The organism is Roseibium sp. QJM3NY_11 (assembly GCF_056173175.1).
Window position 1 is genome coordinate 4,071,902 of sequence record NZ_CM149660.1, and the last position, 17,306, is coordinate 4,089,207.

Annotated in this window: 16 protein-coding genes; 5 read left to right on the forward strand and 11 right to left on the reverse strand. The window is 63.0% G+C overall.

The window, feature by feature from the left end:
- Window positions 1-90: 90 nt before the first annotated feature.
- The 6 genes from parA to phnC all read right to left on the reverse strand — a co-directional run bounded on the left by parA (window position 91) and on the right by phnC (window position 6,410).
- Window positions 91-732, reverse strand: a complete 642-nt coding sequence (gene parA / locus AC0VX3_RS18655) for a ParA family partition ATPase (RefSeq protein WP_475521765.1) — start codon at window positions 730-732, stop codon at window positions 91-93.
- 190 nt (window positions 733-922) lie between these two features.
- The gene (locus AC0VX3_RS18660) at window positions 923-2,122 is read right to left on the reverse strand and encodes a lytic murein transglycosylase (protein ID WP_475521766.1); all 1,200 of its coding nucleotides are present in this window, start codon (window positions 2,120-2,122) and stop codon (window positions 923-925) included.
- 167 nt (window positions 2,123-2,289) lie between these two features.
- Window positions 2,290-3,627, reverse strand: coding sequence for a phosphonate ABC transporter, permease protein PhnE (phnE, locus tag AC0VX3_RS18665; RefSeq protein WP_475521767.1), 1,338 nt, complete (start codon window positions 3,625-3,627; stop codon window positions 2,290-2,292).
- Window positions 3,628-3,638: 11 nt separating this feature from the next.
- Window positions 3,639-4,487, reverse strand: coding sequence for a phosphonate ABC transporter, permease protein PhnE (phnE, locus tag AC0VX3_RS18670; protein WP_342894021.1), 849 nt, complete (start codon window positions 4,485-4,487; stop codon window positions 3,639-3,641).
- 114 nt (window positions 4,488-4,601) lie between these two features.
- Window positions 4,602-5,519, reverse strand: a complete 918-nt coding sequence (gene phnD, locus AC0VX3_RS18675; protein ID WP_342894020.1) for a phosphonate ABC transporter substrate-binding protein — start codon at window positions 5,517-5,519, stop codon at window positions 4,602-4,604.
- A 57-nt stretch (window positions 5,520-5,576) separates the two neighbouring features.
- Window positions 5,577-6,410: a phosphonate ABC transporter ATP-binding protein gene (phnC, locus tag AC0VX3_RS18680; RefSeq protein ID WP_475521768.1), complete on the reverse strand. Its 834-nt coding sequence runs from the start codon at window positions 6,408-6,410 to the stop codon at window positions 5,577-5,579.
- Between the two features lie 386 nt (window positions 6,411-6,796).
- On the opposite strand from phnC, the gene AC0VX3_RS18685 reads away from it, so the two are divergent.
- Both AC0VX3_RS18685 and AC0VX3_RS18690 read left to right on the forward strand, forming a co-directional pair.
- Window positions 6,797-7,432, forward strand: a complete 636-nt coding sequence (locus AC0VX3_RS18685; RefSeq protein WP_475521769.1) for a DapH/DapD/GlmU-related protein — start codon at window positions 6,797-6,799, stop codon at window positions 7,430-7,432.
- 104 nt (window positions 7,433-7,536) lie between these two features.
- Window positions 7,537-7,908: a VOC family protein gene (locus AC0VX3_RS18690; protein ID WP_475521770.1), complete on the forward strand. Its 372-nt coding sequence runs from the start codon at window positions 7,537-7,539 to the stop codon at window positions 7,906-7,908.
- A 267-nt stretch (window positions 7,909-8,175) separates the two neighbouring features.
- On the opposite strand, the gene AC0VX3_RS18695 is transcribed toward AC0VX3_RS18690, so the two are convergent.
- Window positions 8,176-9,018 carry an SDR family NAD(P)-dependent oxidoreductase gene (locus tag AC0VX3_RS18695; protein ID WP_475521771.1) on the reverse strand — a complete coding sequence of 281 codons (843 nt, stop codon included), beginning with the start codon at window positions 9,016-9,018 and terminating at the stop codon, window positions 8,176-8,178.
- Window positions 9,015-10,265: an aminotransferase class I/II-fold pyridoxal phosphate-dependent enzyme gene (locus AC0VX3_RS18700; protein WP_475521772.1), complete on the reverse strand. Its 1,251-nt coding sequence runs from the start codon at window positions 10,263-10,265 to the stop codon at window positions 9,015-9,017. Before AC0VX3_RS18700 ends, AC0VX3_RS18695 begins: the two co-directional genes overlap by 4 nt.
- A 325-nt stretch (window positions 10,266-10,590) precedes the next feature.
- On the opposite strand from AC0VX3_RS18700, the gene AC0VX3_RS18705 reads away from it, so the two are divergent.
- Together AC0VX3_RS18705 and AC0VX3_RS18710 are read left to right on the forward strand one after the other, a co-directional pair.
- Window positions 10,591-11,163 carry a helix-turn-helix domain-containing protein gene (locus AC0VX3_RS18705; protein ID WP_475521773.1) on the forward strand — a complete coding sequence of 191 codons (573 nt, stop codon included), beginning with the start codon at window positions 10,591-10,593 and terminating at the stop codon, window positions 11,161-11,163.
- Between the two features lie 103 nt (window positions 11,164-11,266).
- Window positions 11,267-11,845, forward strand: coding sequence for an HD domain-containing protein (locus AC0VX3_RS18710; RefSeq protein WP_475521774.1), 579 nt, complete (start codon window positions 11,267-11,269; stop codon window positions 11,843-11,845).
- 145 nt (window positions 11,846-11,990) lie between these two features.
- On the opposite strand, the gene AC0VX3_RS18715 is transcribed toward AC0VX3_RS18710, so the two are convergent.
- Both AC0VX3_RS18715 and AC0VX3_RS18720 read right to left on the reverse strand, forming a co-directional pair.
- On the reverse strand, window positions 11,991-12,779 hold the full coding sequence (locus AC0VX3_RS18715) for a class II glutamine amidotransferase (protein ID WP_475521775.1): 789 nt from the start codon (window positions 12,777-12,779) through the stop codon (window positions 11,991-11,993).
- A 14-nt stretch (window positions 12,780-12,793) separates the two neighbouring features.
- A complete protein-coding gene (locus AC0VX3_RS18720; protein ID WP_475521776.1) occupies window positions 12,794-14,068 on the reverse strand; it encodes an aminotransferase class V-fold PLP-dependent enzyme in 1,275 nt (424 codons plus the stop codon).
- Between the two features lie 141 nt (window positions 14,069-14,209).
- On the opposite strand from AC0VX3_RS18720, the gene AC0VX3_RS18725 reads away from it, so the two are divergent.
- Complete coding sequence (locus tag AC0VX3_RS18725; RefSeq protein ID WP_475525204.1) at window positions 14,210-14,626, forward strand: Lrp/AsnC family transcriptional regulator; 417 nt, start codon at window positions 14,210-14,212, stop codon at window positions 14,624-14,626.
- Between the two features lie 47 nt (window positions 14,627-14,673).
- Here AC0VX3_RS18725 and AC0VX3_RS18730 read toward each other — a convergent pair whose 3' ends face one another.
- Entirely contained in the window at window positions 14,674-17,280 is a 2,607-nt protein-coding gene (locus AC0VX3_RS18730; protein ID WP_475521777.1) for an SH3 domain-containing protein, read from the reverse strand.
- Window positions 17,281-17,306 lie beyond the last annotated feature (26 nt).

Here is a 17,306-nt window from a genome sequence, read left to right on the forward strand (position 1 = left end):
ATACCTTGTTCTATCAAGGCACTGGATCATGACAAGGACAAGGCAAATCTCGACTGGCGCGGTCTCGTGCCGGCGCCGCACCTTGCGTGGTCAGCCGACGCGTCCGACCAGTTCGTCGATAAGGGCGTTGACTTCCAGTGCCGCCTTGCTCGTCGGCGCGACTTCCGTGACGGTGGAGCCCCGCCCCATGGCTGCCGCGAAAACAGTCCGGTTGCCGAGCCGGGCAGTGAGCGTGTCGTACCCCGAAGTGTCGATGGCCCCGGCCATTTCCGCCGTCAGGGACGCCCGTGGCGGCACACGGTTGAGGACGAGCAGCGCGGGCGTGTCCTCCCGGGCCGCCAGTTCGATCGTCTGCGATGTCGCCCACAGGTCGACGGGGGTCGGCTGCACCGGCACGATGACAAAATCGGCGGCGTCAATGGCCGGCTTGGCATCGACGTTGGTCTTGGGCGGTGTGTCGACGATAACATATCCGTGTGATCTGGCGAGCGCCCTGGCCTCCCGGCGCGCGCCCCATCCCGACGCGGTCCGGAATTCCAGGCCTGTCATGTCTTCGCCCAGCCTGTCCTCACGCGCCTCGTACCAGGTGCCGAGCGACCCTTGCGGATCGACGTTGAGTATGGCGACCGGCTCTCCGGAGTGACGGGCAAGCGCAACCGCAAGATGGACCGCCAGGGTTGTCTTGCCTGATCCGCCCTTCTGCTGTGCAACAGTTAAAATCCGTCCGGACAAATCCGATCCTCCAGCTCATCAGCGGCATATTGCGCCGCAAAACTGCGCCGCGCAACAAGTCCATCTCCTTGTCAGGTGGAAATTCCGCATCCGATCGTCAGACGAGCCCGGATACGGACGACGGTTTTTCAGCTCCCCGCAGAGGCCAGGCGGACATTGCAGTCTCCGGGCAATTACCACCCGGATCGCCTCACCGGCCGCCGAGGGCGTAATAGACATTCCAGGACGGGCGTCCGGTCACCGGCATGCCGTGTTTTGCCTCTGCCTTGCGAATGCCCGCGCGCGTGGCCGGACCAACCTTGCCGTCCGGCTTGCCGACATCGAAGCCGTTCCTGTTCAGCAGCTTCTGCAGGTCGAGGCGCTGCGCGCGGGACAAGCCCGGATTGTCGGTCGGCCAGGGTGTCTTGAAGGGCTCGCGCCCGGCGACGAGTTCGGACAACAGCGCGATGGCGAGGCCATAGGAGGTAGAGGCATTGTAGGACCGCAGTGCCCGGAAGTTCCGGGTCACCAGAAAGGCCGGCCCGTTGGCTCCAGCAGGCCGGATCAGCGCCGCCTCCAGCTTGCCCGACAGGGCGCCGCCGCCGATCCTGGTGAGGCCGCGCTTGTTCCAGGTCGACAGGGAAGTGTATTTCTTCCGGCCGGACGGACCGGAATATCCCTTGGGAACCTTGACCTCGAAGCCCCAGGGCCGGCTGTCGCGCCAGCCGGCGTTTTTCAGGAAATTGGCTGTCGAGGCCAGCGCATCCGGCACCGAATTGACCAGGTCCTTGCGCCCGTCGCCGTCGTAGTCGACCGCGAGGCTGTTGTAAGTGCTCGGCATGAACTGGGTCTGGCCGAAGGCGCCCGCCCAGGAACCGACAAAGTCCTTGGCCGGAACGTCGCCGCGCGAGGCGATCTGCAGGGTCTTCATGAGCTCGCCGCGGAAGTATTTCTGGCGACGTTTTCCTGCGCAGGCCAGGTTCGCCAGCGCATGCGGCGTGTAGAAGTCGCCGCGGTAGTTTCCGAAATCGCTCTCGATGCCCCAGACCGCGAGGACCACGTGGCGGTCAACGCCATAGCGTTTCTCGATCGCTGTCAGGGTCCGGCGGTTCTGCTTGAGGTACTTCTTGCCGTCCTCGATCCGTTGCACGTCGACCAGGAAGGCCATGTAGTCCCAGATCTCGGTCTTGTGTTCAGGCTGGGAGGTCGAAAAGCGGATGACCTTCTCGTCAAAGACCGCCCCCGCAAGCATGCGCTCGGCGACGTCCGGGCGCACCCCCGCGGCAATGGCCTGCTTCTTCAGCGCGGCGACACAGCTCTCTATCGCCTGCGCGGCACCTGTTGCCGCCAAAAGGACGGCCCCGGCCCCAAGGACCAATCCCGCAAGTCTGTTCCCGATCCGCTGACGCACGCGCCCCTCCTCCCGCTTTGAATCAATTCCTGAACGCTGCCACGCTAGCGCGACGGAAATGGGGCAGGAAGAAGGATCGCGCGGTTATCAAGCGCTAAGCGGTAAACCCGGCACCGTTTCCGGGCCGGGTCTTCACCTTGTACGGGCGCATCTACGGGCGCAGCGGGCTATTTGCCCTCGATCAGCCTGCGGCGCAACCAGCCGGACGCCTGATCCATCAGGATCACGACCACGATGGTCAAGATGATGATGTAGCTGGTGTTTTCCCAGTCCCGCGAGGTCTTCATGGTTTCAACCAGCATGAGCCCGATGCCGCCGGCACCGAGCGCACCGATGACCGTGGCAGACCGGGTATTCGATTCCAGATAATAGAGCACCTGGGACACGAAGACCGGCAGAATTTGCGGAATGACCCCGAACCGGTAGCGCTGGATCTGGTTGGCGCCGGTCGCCCGAACGCCCTCGACCTGCCTGTTGTCGATGTTCTCCAGCGCTTCGGAGAACAGCTTGCCGAGCGAGCCGGTGTCGGTGAACGCGATCGCCAGGGCGCCGGTCAGCGGCCCGAGGCCGAAGGCGCGGATGAAGATCAGGGACCAGATCAGCATGTCGATGCCGCGCAGGAAGTCGAACAGACGGCGGGTCCCGAACCGCAGGAACCTGGACGGCGTGAAATTGCGCGCTGCCAGAAATGCCAGAGGCAAACCGAAGAACGCGGCGGTCAACGTGCCCAGAACGGCCATCATGATGGTCTCGAACAGAGCCATGAACACTTCACCATGCTGCCAGTCCGGGTTGTCGAGAAATTCATGCAGGATCAGCGACATGTTGGATTGCAGGGGATCGATACGCTCGCCGGACAAGGCCAGCGCCCAGAGCTGGCTGAACGGCATGCCGTGCAGTTCGGACTGGAACGGGAACCAGAAATTCTCCCAGCCACCGAAAAAGTTGTGCACCTCGATCTTGGTCCTGGTGACCTGGACGCGCCGGTCCAGCGTCGGACGGGCATCGAACTTCTTCGGATTGTCCGTGAGCCAGTCCGGCACCGGTCCCGGCGGCAGTTGGGTGCGCACCCCGGTATCGGTCGCGGTCACCTTGATCAGGCCGTAATCCGGAACATTGAATTCCATCACCTTGCCGGTGATCGAGACGGTATAGCCCTGGCCGAGATCGACCTGTGCGTCGGTCCCATCCACCTGGACCCAGTCCGGCAAGTCATCTGTTTCGTAGGTCGCCCTGCGTTCGCCCTCGACCGACACTTCCATGAGGTCGCGGCGGAGCAACTTGGTGACGTGCACCTTGTAGGCGACGGAGTCCGTTGCCAGGATCGCCGCCCGCTCCGGCCGGGCCTTGGCGAGCAGATCCGGCACGCCGAACGCAAACCAGGTGTATGCAAGATACATGAGGATCGCGACGGGAAAGCCAACGGTGACCCAGGCGCGGCGGCGCACGATCTGGAACACGGCGCTGCGGTCAAAGACCGGTTCATTGAGCGTGTCGACAGCCATTTCGAAACTCCTCAATGGGCCCGGCCGGCGCCGACAAGCTTGCCGCGCAGGTAGGACGATGTCTGGTCGATGAGCATGATGGTCAGGAAGAGAAGCACGAAGATCGCCGCTGTCTCATCCCCGGCGCCCTGCCCCCAGCCGATGGTGCGGCGCAGCTCCTGGCCGATCCCGCCGGCACCGACGAAGCCGAGAATGGCGGATGCGCGCACGTTGATCTCCAGGCGGAGCAGAAAATAGCTCAGGTAATTCGGCGCCACCTGCGGCATGACCGCGTACCGGACCCGTTGCAACCAGTTGGCGCCGCAGGCGGACAGGCCCTCGATCGGCTTGCGGTCGATGTTCTCGTTGACCTCGGAGAACAGCTTGCCCAGCGCGCCGGCTGTGTGAAACGCCACCGCGATCATGGCGGGGATCGGGCTGGACCCGAGCACAAAAATCAGGAAGAGCGCGACGATCAGCTCCGGGAACGCGCGCATGATGTCCATCATGCGCCTGACCACCGGAATCAGCGGTCCCCAACTGTCCACGTTGCGCGTCGACGCCATTGCGAAAACCACCGCGATCGCTCCGCCCAGCAGTGTGGCAACAGCAGCAATGTTCAGGGTCTCCAGCATGGCCGGAATGTATTGGATGATCAGCCCGAAGAACGCCGGACCGGCTTGCCAGGCCTCGACGACGATCTCGCCGGGATAGTCGAAAAACTTGGACAGTCCCTGCAGAAAACCGCCGGAGTTCATCTCATTGGATTTCGAATATCCGGAGACGACCACGGCCACAACCAGCAACACGCCCATCAGGGAGTAAAGCTGCCGGCGCTTGCGCAGTGTCAGGATTTCCTGTTCGAGAGCGGCAACGGCCATTACCGGATTCCTTTGGCGGTGATCTCTGGGGTCTGTGGACAATCAGGATTTGGAAGAGGTTAGGATGCAAAACGCGGGCCGAGATCGGCCCGCGTCCGGGTTCCTGAGAACCGATCAGTTTGCGTTTTTCGCCTTACGGGCTGCGATGATGTTCTCGTAAGCTTCATGGGTGATCGGCATGAAGCCCTTGGTCTCACCGGCCGCGATGTTGTAAGCGCAGTCCGGGTCGATCGAGTTCATGGAAGCGATCAGGCCGGTCATCTTCAGCTTGACGTCTTCCGGCAGGTTCTTGGCCAGAACGATCGGGCCTTCCGGGATCACCGGAGACTGCCAGATCTGACGCATTTCGGTCATGTCGACCAGGCCGGCATCGGATGCCTTGCGCAGGGCGCCGGAATTGTAGCCGTCTTCCCATTCGCCAAGGCCGTCGGCCCAGGTCACGCCGGCGTCGATGTCACCGTTGGCAACGGCAATGATGGTCTGCTCGTGACCGCCGGTGAAGACCACGTCGCCGAAGTATTCGCCCGGCTTCATGGAGTAGCCTTCCTGCGGGATGGCGATGGACGGGATCAGGTAACCGGATGTGGAGTTCGGATCACCGAAGCCGAATACCTTGCCCTTCATGTCGTCCAGCGAGTTGATCTCGTTGTCGACGCGGGCAAAACCGACGGAATAGTAGCCGTAGCCACCGTCAACGTTGACCTTGACCAGAACCGGGTCAACGGCTTCCGGGTCCGTCAGGAAGACCTTCGCGTAGCCGGAAGCGCCCAGCCATGCCAGGTCGAGATTGCCGCCGAGCAGGCCTTCGATGACGCCGTTGTAGTCGGCCGGAGCGAACAGCTTGACCGGAACGCCGAGAAGGTCGGCTGATTTCTGCTCGAGGCACTCATAGGCGCGCAGACGGTCAGAGGCGTTTTCGCCGCCCAGGATGCCGATGCGGAATTCGGTGATTTCTTCCGCGCCTGCAACAGAGGCATTCAGGGCGATCATGCTCACCGCAGCAAGTGTGGCGGCTTTAACAAGGATTTTCATTTGGGACACTCTCCGAGAGTTCTCAATCGCGATGACATTGAAGGGTGTGCAGCCGGATCAGACCGCTGCTGCCGCCGGGGCCATCACGCCGGCGGATTCTTTGGAGCCGGCAGTGCCGGCATCGATGGACGTGGAGGTCGCAGCCTCGTTGAAGCTTTCGTCGGCTCCGTAGATCTCGCGGGCGGCACCGGTCGTCAGTTCGTCCGGTTTGCCGTCGAATACGATCAGGCCGTCGCGCATACCGATGACGCGGTCGCAATAGCTGCGTGCCGTGTCGAGCGTGTGCAAATTGCAGATGACGACCTTGTTGTCGCGCTCGTGGATCTCGCGCAGCGCGTCCATGACGATCTTGGCATTCATCGGGTCGAGCGAGGCAATCGGCTCGTCGGCCAGGATCATGTGCGGATCCTGCATCAGCGCCCGCGCGATCGCCACGCGCTGCTGCTGGCCGCCGGACAGTTCCTCGGCGCGTTTGGTCGCCTCCTGGACAATCCCCAGCCGGTCCAGGGCGGCGAGCGCGGTGTTGACGTCCTCGGCGCTGAAAATATTGCAGAGACTTTTCAAGGTGCCGTGGCCATTGAGCCGGCCGAGCATCACGTTGGTGACCACGTCAAGGCGCGGGACCAGGTTGAATTGCTGGAACACCATGGCGCAGTCGCGCTGCCAGCGGCGCTTCATGCCGCCCTTGAGGCTGAGAATGTCCCGGCCCTCGAACAGGATCTTTCCGGAGCTGGCCGGGGTCAGCCTGTTGATCATGCGAAGCAGCGTCGATTTGCCGGCGCCGGAGCGGCCGATGATACCGACCATCTGCGGCTGGCCGATTTCAAAGCTCACATTATCGACCGCGGTCCGAGACCCGAAGTTCTTGGTGACTTCCTGAAAGTGAATCACGCGTCAGCCCTGTCCGTGTTTGTTCGTCTTGCTGCGCGACAAGAGCCACCGGACCATTGCAGTAAAATGACAGTCACTTGACCAAACCGTCAAAAATTGATGACAGTTCAGTGACGCCCCTGCCCTGAAACCATGCAAACCGGCTGCGGGCGGCGAAATCCGGCAATTCGGGCAATATCTTCCTGAAGATCGCCATTGCGGTGATTTGCCCAATATTCCCGCAGCGCCTGGAGCACTTCTGCGCGGCCGGGCCACTTTCCCCGCGGTTTCCCAATTGTGAAAAAAGCGCGGCCGGTCACTGATCTGTCATCAGGTTGTCACCATTTTCGTTTCCGCCACCGCTAGAACACGGCGTTGCAACAGCCAAGACAGCAGATGGAGCTCCCATGTCCGCGCCCTCCCGAAAACCGTCCCTGACCGAAGCACCGAATGTTCACCCCGAGGCCAGTGTGCTGGACTGCGACCTGGGCATATGGACGGAGGTGGGCGCGCGCACGGACATGCGGGAGAGCCGGATGGGAGACTATTCCTATATCGTCCAGGACGGGGACGTGGTCTGGTCGACGATCGGGAAGTTCTGCTCCATCGCACGCCGGGTCCGCCTCAATCCGGGCAATCACGCAACATGGCGCGCCTCCCAGCACCATTTCACCTATCGTGCCGCCGCCTACGGCCTGGGCGAGGACGATGCCGACTTCTTTCAGTGGCGCAAGGATGACTGGGTGACCATCGGCCACGACGTCTGGATCGGACACAATGTGACCGTTCTTGCCGGTGTCACCATCGGCACGGGCGCGATTATCGCAGCGGGCGCCGTGGTGTCCAAGGATGTGGCGCCCTATACGGTTGTCGGTGGCGTCGCCGCCAAACCGATCAAGCGGCGGTTCACCGAAGCCCAGGAAGAGGCGCTGCTCGGCATTTCCTGGTGGGACTGGAACCACCTCCAGCTCAAGGCCCGGCTGCCGGATTTCCGACTGCTGTCCATAGATGCGTTTATCGAAAAATACAGTGAGGCCGAGTAACCTGTCGACGGCGAGAGACAGCTTGACCATCTGCCCGGGACAATTATCCTCGTTCACACGGGCAAAGTCCGCCCTCCCTTTCGCAAACTGGCCAGGTCGGCTTCATGGCGTCGATTACGCGCATAATTCTTTACGTCAAGGATATGGACCGCAGCGCAGCGTTCTACGCGCTGCATTTTGGTTTTTCCGTTCTCCAATCGCCTTCGGACAGGATCACGGAACTCATACCCGCTGACGGCGGAGCACGTCTTCTTTTGCACAAGGCGGGTAAAGCACAGAAACTGGGGCAAGTTCTGGTCAGGCTGGTCTTTGACATCGAGGATATTCCGGGTTTCTGCGAAACGGCCAAGAACAACGGACTTGTCTTTGGATCTCCTCATCAGGCGGACGAATATCAATTCGCCAATGCCAAGGACCCGGACGGCAATTCCCTGCAAGTGTCCAGCCGGGCCTTTCGGGATCCGGGTATCAGCTAAGCGCTTTCCGATTTTCCTGGCCTGTCTGATGGCCTTGAACGGCTTGCCCGGCAAGGTGCGCCGAGCATGCGACACAACGCTTCCGACAGGGCTTTCAAGCCACTCGAAGCAAGCGGACGCAATTGAAAAGATATCCGTATGGGCCGGAAAAAGGGCTCAATATGCTCAAAAACCACTCAATGGCCTGTTTCGTTTGTCTGGGGAAAGGACGAGACCCAAGGCAGCGTTTGCAATGCAATTGCGTTCGGGCCAGATCCTGAATTCAAACTAACGCAACATGCCCTGGCGTCCGTGAACACTCTGCCTCTGCCCGGACCAACGGCGATAGATCGTGCCGCGCAGGGAGGCCGGCAGGAGGCCGAGCGCGCCGACGGCTGCCGACATGGATCCAGGGAAGGCTGTTTCCGTGCGTCCCGAAGATGCCGCCCTGACGATGTTGCGCGCGGCCTGCCGCGGCGCCATGCTGAACGGCCGCCAGGAGCTGTTTTCCGCCATGCCCCGGCTCAGGAAGCCCGGCAGGGCGATGGTGATACCGACGCCGGTTCCGGCCAGGCGGGCTGCCATGGACAGACCATACGCCCTCAGACCCGCTTTCGTCGCCGCATAAACGGGTGCCTGCGGATAGCCGATCTTCGCGGACAGCGAACTTATCAGGATGATTCGTCCCCCGCCGTCGGCAATCATCATCTCAGAGGCGAGGCGGCACTGTTCGATGGCCGCCCGCAAATTGACATCGATCAGCGCGGCGGTGCGCAAGGGGTCCTCACCGAGGGACCCTTCTGGGGCCGGTCCACCCAGCCCCGCATTGACGATCATCCAGTCGAGCCGCCCGCGCTCGCGGCAGGCCGCGAGCCAGAGCCTCAAGGCGTCACCATCGCCGACATCGACCGGGGCCGTGTGGATGCTGGCTCCCCTCTCCTTCGGTCCATCCTTCGGCGCCTCTTCCGGCTCGGCCTCCGGACCTGTCCGGGCAAGACCCTCAAGGGCGTTTATGTCGCGATCGGAGACCGACAGGAGCGTGGCCACGGGCGACAGGACGTTGACCAACGCGCGGCCGAGCTGCCCTCCGGCGCCGGAGATGGCCACATGCTGCGGCTTTGACACCGTCATGCGTCGCTCATCGCGCGTTCCTCGACGCCGCAAAGCGCTTCGGGAAACTGGCCGGCAACGGCCTGGAACGCGTCAAGGACCCGGCTGAAGCTGGCCTCGCTCAGCGTCGGCGGGAAGGTGATCCGCAGGAGATCCTTGCCCTTCGGCACGCCCGGCTGAACGGCCGGGCTCACGAGAACCCCGGCATCGGCAAGCGCCTTGGTCACCCTGAAGGCCAGAACATCGTTGCCGAGCAGAACCGGAACCATCTGGGTTCCGTCACCGCCGCAGCGCCATCCCATGGCACGCAGGGCCTGTCGCGCCCTGTCGCCGAGCGCGCAGGCCCGTTCCGCGATTTCCGGCTCCGCGATCAGAATGTCGAGGGCTGCAAGAGCCGCTGCCGTCTGCCCCGGGGCCAGGGCATTGCTGAACAGAAACGACCTGGCGTTGAACCGCAGGTGATCGATGAGATCTGCCGAGCCCGCCACGAAACCGCCCGTCGAGGCGAAACACTTGCTGAAAACCCCCATGATGACCGGAATCCGGTCGGCCATGCCCGTTGCATGGGCCAGACCCCGTCCTCCCGGACCGATGACACCGCAGCCATGCGCGTCGTCCAGCATGACCCAGGCGCCGTGCTCGTCGGCCACATCGACGATCTGCTCGAGCGGCGCGAGGTCGCCGGCCAGGGAATAGATGCTGTCGATCAGGACCAGTTTGCGCTCATGTTCCGAATGCGCCAACCGGCTGCGCAAGTCCTCGACATTGTTGTGGCGGAAGCGATAGCGCTCCGCGCCGGAGAGCATGACCCCGTCGACGATGCAGGCATGAACCTCGGCATCGAAATAGGCGCCGTCGTGACGGCCGATCAATGCCGGAATGGCGCCAATGTTGGCGAGGTAGCCCGTCGTGAAGACAAGAGCGGCTTCCTTGCCCAGGAAGCGCGCCAATCGGGCCTCAAGCTCCTCATGGACGGGCCGTGTCCCCGTGAGAAGGCGGCTCGACGTGCAGGAAGTCCCGTATTTTTCACTCGCCCTGACACTCGCCTCGACCACCCGCGGGTCCTGCGCGAGGCCCAGGTAATTGGTGGAGCCAAGAAGAATGAGCCTGCGGCCGTCGATTTCGGTCTCGTCCGTTCCCACCGGGCACTGGGCGATGTGATAGCAATACTGCCCGGCCGCGCGGGTCTGCCGGACCCGCTGCATCATTGCGTTGTCGTATATCCTGTTGTGAAATGCGGTGTCTGCCGCCTGACGCTTGATGCTCATAAGTATGCCACCTCGATTGCGAAAAATGTTCCCTACTTGAGCTCCGTGACCCCTTCACGAATACCCGGCTATGCTTTCAATCAAAAATAGAAGACACCAATCCGCCAACACTGACAACAAGTATTAAATATTTGAAGTTTAGTATAAATTTAATTTATATTAAGCTATACGATTATTTATACATTAAATTACGTTCGCCGATTCCAGGGAAGTACTTCCACCCACCCGACTTGGGCTTCAGCCTGCAATTACACGTCTATTTCGGGCGCACTGTCTCGCGTCGATTTGCGCTGCTTTTCTCAGCGGGACCGGATAAACTGACCTCATGTCCGCAGAACCAGCCGTCCTTCAGAACAGTCTTGGCCCGTCACTGCGCCGGTGGCGGATGCTCAACCGCGTCAAGCAGGACGTGCTGGCGCACGAACTCGGGGTTTCACAGACCCGTGTCTCCAGGTGGGAAAGCGGACAGGCAACACCCGCAGGGCAACACCTTCTGGAAATAACCCGGATGCTCCGCGCGCGGCCCGAAACGGCGGCCGACAGAGCGCTCGTCGATCTGGTGGCCGGATCCGGTACCCCGGTGCATCTGGTCTGCGATCTTACCCACCGGCTGCTGGCGATATCCCCTGCCCGCACACGGGAGTGGCGTGCCCCGGTCAGCGAATTTCTCAACCGGCCGTTGTGGCGTTTTGCGTCCGAAGGCATTCGATCGGCGGAGGCAAGTCTTGCAGAGCGTGGCTGGTACGAGCCGGACAGTCCCGACATCCTGTTTCAGACCGAACGGGCCGATTTTCCCGAAATGACCATCCCGGAAAGCCGTATCAGGATATCCCGGCTGCCGCTTGCCGACGGCAGTTTTGCCCGGCTGGTGCGCGAGGAGCCTTCACCCGCCGCATAAAATATTCATGGCATCGTCCGGCTGACGCACTGCCGCTAGGCTTGCGGACATGACACATATGACATCGCCTACCTCATCCCCTGTCCCCGATACAGATACTCCGATGGCCGCCGACAGACTGTCCGGGATCCTGGCTTTTCTCCAGGCTGCAGAGCAGTTGAAGGACACGATCCGCTCCGGTACCACCCGCAAAGGCCGGCCGGAAAGCACCGCCGAGCACAGCTGGCGCCTCGCGTTGCTGGTCCTGCTTCTGGAAAAGGAGCTCAAGGGCATCGATTTTCCGAAGCTTTTGAAGCTGTGCCTGGTCCACGATCTGGGCGAGGCGATCTCAGGTGACGTCCCCGCCCCGGAGCAGAAGCCGGGTGACGACCGGCAGGCGCGCGAACGGCGCGATTTTTGTACCCTTTGCGCACCGCTTCCCCCGGACCTTTCGCAAGACCTGCTTGCCATATGGGACGAATATGCCAGGGCAGAGACGGTCGAAGCGCGATTCGCCAAGGCCTTCGACAAGCTGGAAACCATCTTCCAGCATCTCCTGATGCCGCCGCCGTCCGCGGATTTTTACAGGTTCAACCTGACCTACGGCCGGGACCACACGGATTATCATCCCCTGACGCGTCAGATCCGCGACCGGGTGGACGCAGAAACCCTTGAAATGATCCGGAGCCTTGCCGAATCATGAGTGCTGCCCTGGCGAAGCCGGACCTGCTGTCACCAAGGAATTGCAGTCGCCGATGCCGACAGGATTTCGACCAGGAACCGGCACTTGTCGCCAAGGCCGGGATCGAGACAGCCTGACACTGGATCGGGAGCTGCCCCAAGGGACGTCACGTGATCGCCGGTTCTTCGTCGCTGAGAAACGTCATCTGGCGGACCTTGCCGTCCCGCACCTCGATCATGTGGCCCTGCGGCACTTCCCGCCAGCAGTCGCGGGCCTCGTCCAGAGGTTCGGAGACCACCATCACGCCGGTGTCATAGACACGATAGTAGAGCGTCGGCGCAAACCTGTCGGAGGCATAGCGGGCCGCGTAAAGTGTCTTGCCGTCCGACCACCCGGCCGCAAAGCGCATATGCGGCGCGGACCCTGCGGTGCGCGACAACGCCTCCGCCTCCAGGATCGCGCGAACCATGGCCGCGCGCGGATGGCGATCCAGACCATAGGCCAGCGCCACAAGAAACAGGCATTCGCTGTCCGTGCCGCCGGTCCGGTTGTGAAAGAGGTCGTCGGGGATCATGTTGTCCAGACGTTTGCGCAGCTTGTCGTATCCGCCGACCTGGCCGTTGTGCATGAAGCTCCAGCGCTGATGGGTGAACGGGTGGCAGTTGTCGCGCGTGGTCGCGGTCCCGGTCCACGCCCTGACATGGGCCAGGAAGTGTCCCGAGCGGATGTGCCGGGCAATCTGCAACAGGTTCGGATCGGACCAGGCCGGCCGCACATCCTTGTAAAGGCAAGGTGTTTCCTGATCGCCGTACCAGGCGACTCCGAATCCGTCCGCATTCACGGGCATCTTGCAGGACAACGCATTCCGGCTCTGTTCGATCAGCGAATGCGCCGGATCGCAAATGACTTCTTCCAGATATTTCGGAGTCCCGCTCCAGGCAGCCCAGCGGCACATGTGTCAGACCTTTCTCAGGCGGCATCCTGCACGGCTTTGAACCTGGCCGTCATTCTGTCGCAGTCGTAAAAATCCGCTACCGGATACGGATTGAGGGCCAGTTCCGAAACGGCGGCGATGATCCTGTCCGCCTTTTCCTCATTCAGCAGCACCGAGAAATTGAGCCGCGTCCATCCCGGTTTCGCCAGTTCCTCACCGGAGAGAATGCCCCGGCGCAGCACCTCGGACCGGGCCTCGCCGATGCCGAGCAGCCGGTGAGCATACGGACCGGCGCAGGCACAGCCGCCGCGGGCCTGGATGCCGTGGAGGTCGGACAGCATGCGCGTCACCAGTTGCGGGTGGATGTACCCGCCCCGTGCCAGGTCGCGGACGCGAATGGAAAAGACCGGCATTGCACGGCGGGCATTGCCGTTGCCCAGGATTTCGATGGCCGGATTGTCCCGCCAGGCCGCCAGCGCCCGGGCACGCCAGGCGGCATTGCGCTCGTCCATCCGGCTCTGGCCGATGGTCTCCTTGACGAGAAACGCGAGTGCCGCGCGGATGTCGCCGATCACATTCGGCGTGCCCGCCTCCTCGCGCGCGGCGACGTTGCCGGCGTAGTCGTGGGCCCAGGGCGAGACGAAACGCACCGTGCCGCCCCCCGGGAACACCGGCGTGTCCTTGCGGACGGCGTCCTTATGCACGATCATGATCCCGGAGGCCGCCGGGCCGCCGATGAACTTGTGCGGCGACAGGACGACGGCGTCCTTCTGCATATCCGTGCCCGCCTTCATGTCGACGGTCAGATACGGCGCGGAGCCGGCACAGTCCCAGACGCCGAGAGCGCCATACCGCTTCAGCACTCGCGTGACCGCATCCTCGTCGGTGACGATCCCGGTGACATTCGACATCGCCGAAAAGGCACCGACGATCAGGCGTTGCCCGCCGCCGGCGCGCAGAACCGTCTCCAGTTCGTCCAGATCGGGTCCGCCGTCATGCGCCTCGCCGATTTCGATGACCTCGGCACCGCTCTCGCGCCAGGGCTGGATGTCGGAATGGTGTTCGTAGGGTCCGATCACGACCAGAGGAAATTCCCCCTGCTCCGCCGCGCCGGATACCCCGAGCAGATGCACCAGCCGGTTCAGTCCCGCGGTTGCGCCCGAGCCGCAGAAAACCGTCGCGAAGGTGTCATCCGCACCGCAGATCCGGGAAATTTCCGACCGGGCCGCTTCGCGCATGCAGGTCATGGCGTTGCCGCAATAAGAGGCCTGGGTGTGACTGTTGGCGTAAACCGGCAGCACCTCCTCCATGACGAAATCCTCGATCTGGCGCAGGGCCCGTCCCGAGGCGAAATAATCGGCATAGATCAGCTCCTAGTCGCCGAACGGACCGGCAATCGTCGCCCCCTCGCCGATCAATCCGGCGCGCAACCGTCCGATAAGGTCCGCGCCCTGCAGCAGGACGCCCGGCTGTCGCAGCGCGAACTCGCAGACACGGTCGGGCTGTCCCAGAACGCCTGCTGGCGTCGGTTGAAGGCGCTCTACGCAAGCGGACTTATCGAGGGTCATACGGTGCGGATCGATCCCGAACGGCTCGGGCTCGACCTGACAGTGTTTGTTCTGATCCGCACCCGGCACCATTCCAAGGACTGGCTGGAAACCTTCCGGGGCGAGGTCACGGGTCTTGCGAACGTGATCGACTTCTACCGGATCGCGGGCGACTACGACTACATGCTGAAAGTGGTCGTGGAAGACATGAACGCCTTTGACAGGGTCTACCAGCGCCTGATCGAGAAGGTCGACCTGGACACGGTCACGTCCTACATGACCATGGAGGCGATCGCGGTTGCCCGCGACCTGCCCATTTAGCGTGTTTCAACAGAAAGACGCCTCCAGCACCGCGAATGAGGATCGCCTCAGCGGCGGCGGCGTGCGCCACCACCGCCGCGCTTCGGCCGTGCCTGTTGCGGCCGGGACCGCTGCACGTTGCGCTGCCGGTTGACCTGGCTGTTGCCGGACTGACGCGCCCTGCGGTCGCGGTTGAGGTGGGCGGGCGCCTGCGGCCGCTGTGCCGGACGGGTCGCGGGGCGCTGCGCCGGCCGCTGGACATTGGGCCGCTGCACATTTGGCCGTTGCGCGGGCGGCCTCTGCACGTTCGGTCGCTGGGCCGGCCGCTGCACGTTCGGCCTTTGAACATTTGGCCGCTGGCCGGCCGGCAGATTCGTTGGGCGCTGCACATTGGGGCGCTGGACATTGGGCCGGGTCCTGTCGCCGGCCGGCCGGTTCGCCAGCGCTCCGCCCGCGCCGATAGCCGCCCCCGCGCCGGCATTCCCGAGCCGGTTCCGGATGTCGTCACGCGAGGGTGCCGCGACCTCTCCCCATCTGCCGCCCTGGAATTTCTGCCAGTTCTCGCCCTCGCGCCGATAGACCGAGCCGTCCCGTCCGGCAAAGACATCGCCGCGCCGATCGAGACTGGCCACCCGTCCGGCCGCGCCTTCCTGCTGCCAGCGCTTCGCCCCATCGGCCTGAAGGGCGCGCGTTCTGGACCACTGCGGTCCGGTGACGACCTTGCCACCCCACGAACCGTAGATCCCCCTGGCGCCGCCCGCGACAATGCGATTGCCGGTGCGCGGGTTATAGGCGGAGATGAAGCCGGCGCTGCCGCGCGGCCCGCTGATGGCACCGCCGCGAATGTAACCGCCGGTGCGCGGATTGTAGATGCCGCCGCCGGCGATGCCGCGCCGCGGCCCATAGGCATAGCCATAGCGGCCGTAGGTGCCGCGCACGGGATTGTAGAAGGCGCCGATGCCGTAAGTCACCGGCCGCGGAAAGTAGATCGGCCGGACACCGGGACGGTACCAGGGCCGGTAATAATAGCCCGTGCCGTAGACGAAGACACCCCAGGCCAGGAATCCCGTCAGATACCCCATCGTGTAGCCGTACCAGACCGCACCGGGTTCGGTTTCGTAGATCCGCACATAGGTGGTGTTGTAGACCGGCGAGGACGGCGGGATGGTATAGATCTGGTCGGGAACCGAGGTTGCCACCTCGAACGGCCCCTCCGGACTGTCGCCGACGAACCAGACACCGTCCTGGAGCACATAGTATTTCGCACCGACCTGGATGACCTGGTCGCTCGTGTTGAGCGCATAGGACATCGAGGTCCCTTCGATCGGTGTAAACTCCGGATCCCCCGCATAGGCCACATCCGCGCTGAGCGAACCGGTCTCGACCCGCGCCGTCGTCGGAATACTCGCTTTCAGGCGGGCCTGGGCGGCTTCCGAGGTGCCGGGAATGGTGGCGCGCACCGAGTAGTAGGGGGCGTCTTCGGGAATGTTCAGGAAATCCGAGGGCATGTCCGGCGTGGTGAAGACCCAGGGACCCTCCAGCGACGACGATCTGAACCAGCGCCCGGAGACCAGAATGTACCAGGTGGACGTGGACTTCAGGAAAAACACGTCGCTGTCCGTGTTGGACGCCCATTCCAGTTCGGTCCCTTCGACAGGTTCCAGTTTCGGTTCGCCATCGAAAAGGATCATTTCGGCCGGCTTGTCGGAATAAATGACCTTCGGCGCCTTGTTGTCGGGGAACGGTTGAGCGGGAATGGCCTCCCGGGTGTCACTCCAGTTGTCGTCGTCGGGCAGCTTGCTGATAGGCTCGGGCAATTCGGTCACCGGCTGCCAGCCCGCCGATACGTCCTGCGTCGACATCCAGGCTTTTTCGTCCCGCAGATAAAGCTCTCCGGTTTCGTCGATCTTGAGAATGTCCCAGTTGGTGTTGACGACAAAACCGAGGCCCTGCACGCCCTTGACCGGCGCGAAGATCGGGGCCCCTTCGGTCTGCACGAGAATGGCGGGCTCGGTGGATACGAAAACCGGCGGGGCCTCCGTTCCCAGGCCCTGGACATCCTCCATGCGCTGGTATTCGGCGAGGCCCGCGGTGATCCGGTCCTCCTTCACCGTGATCGTGCCGGTGGGCATGATCTTGCCGACCTGCAGCGAAAGATCCGTAAGCGCTTCGCGCCCGAGCGCGGAAAAATCAAGCCGTGTCACCTGGAGCGCACTGACATTGATGTCGCCCTTGTCGGGGTCCGCCACGGTCTGACCGCTCACGCCAATCACGCCGAAGACCGGCTTGGCATCCTTGTTTTCGAGATACTCGGCGGCAACCAGTGCCTTGAGCGTCTTGAAGTTGTCCCATTCGGTAAATTGCGGCTGATAGAGCACGAGCGTGGCCCCGGCATCCGTGCGGAACGAACGGGGCCAGCCGGTGGTCTCCTCCGGCTCCGTCAGTTGCAGGTACCGGCCGCTGATGAAGCCGTTCTGGCCGTTGTAGCTGACCGAACACCAGGCGCCGCTGTCATCACAATTTTCCAGGTCCACCGGCGTCCCGTTCGGCACCGTGCCCAGGGACCCGTGACCGGTTCCCGGCCCCTGGCGGAAATTGACGTTGGCCGTGGTAACCGCCGGCGCGGCCAGCACGCCTTCCACAAGCACCGTCTGGAGAAGAAGGGTTGAGGACATGAGGACTGAAAGGACCTTGCGCACTG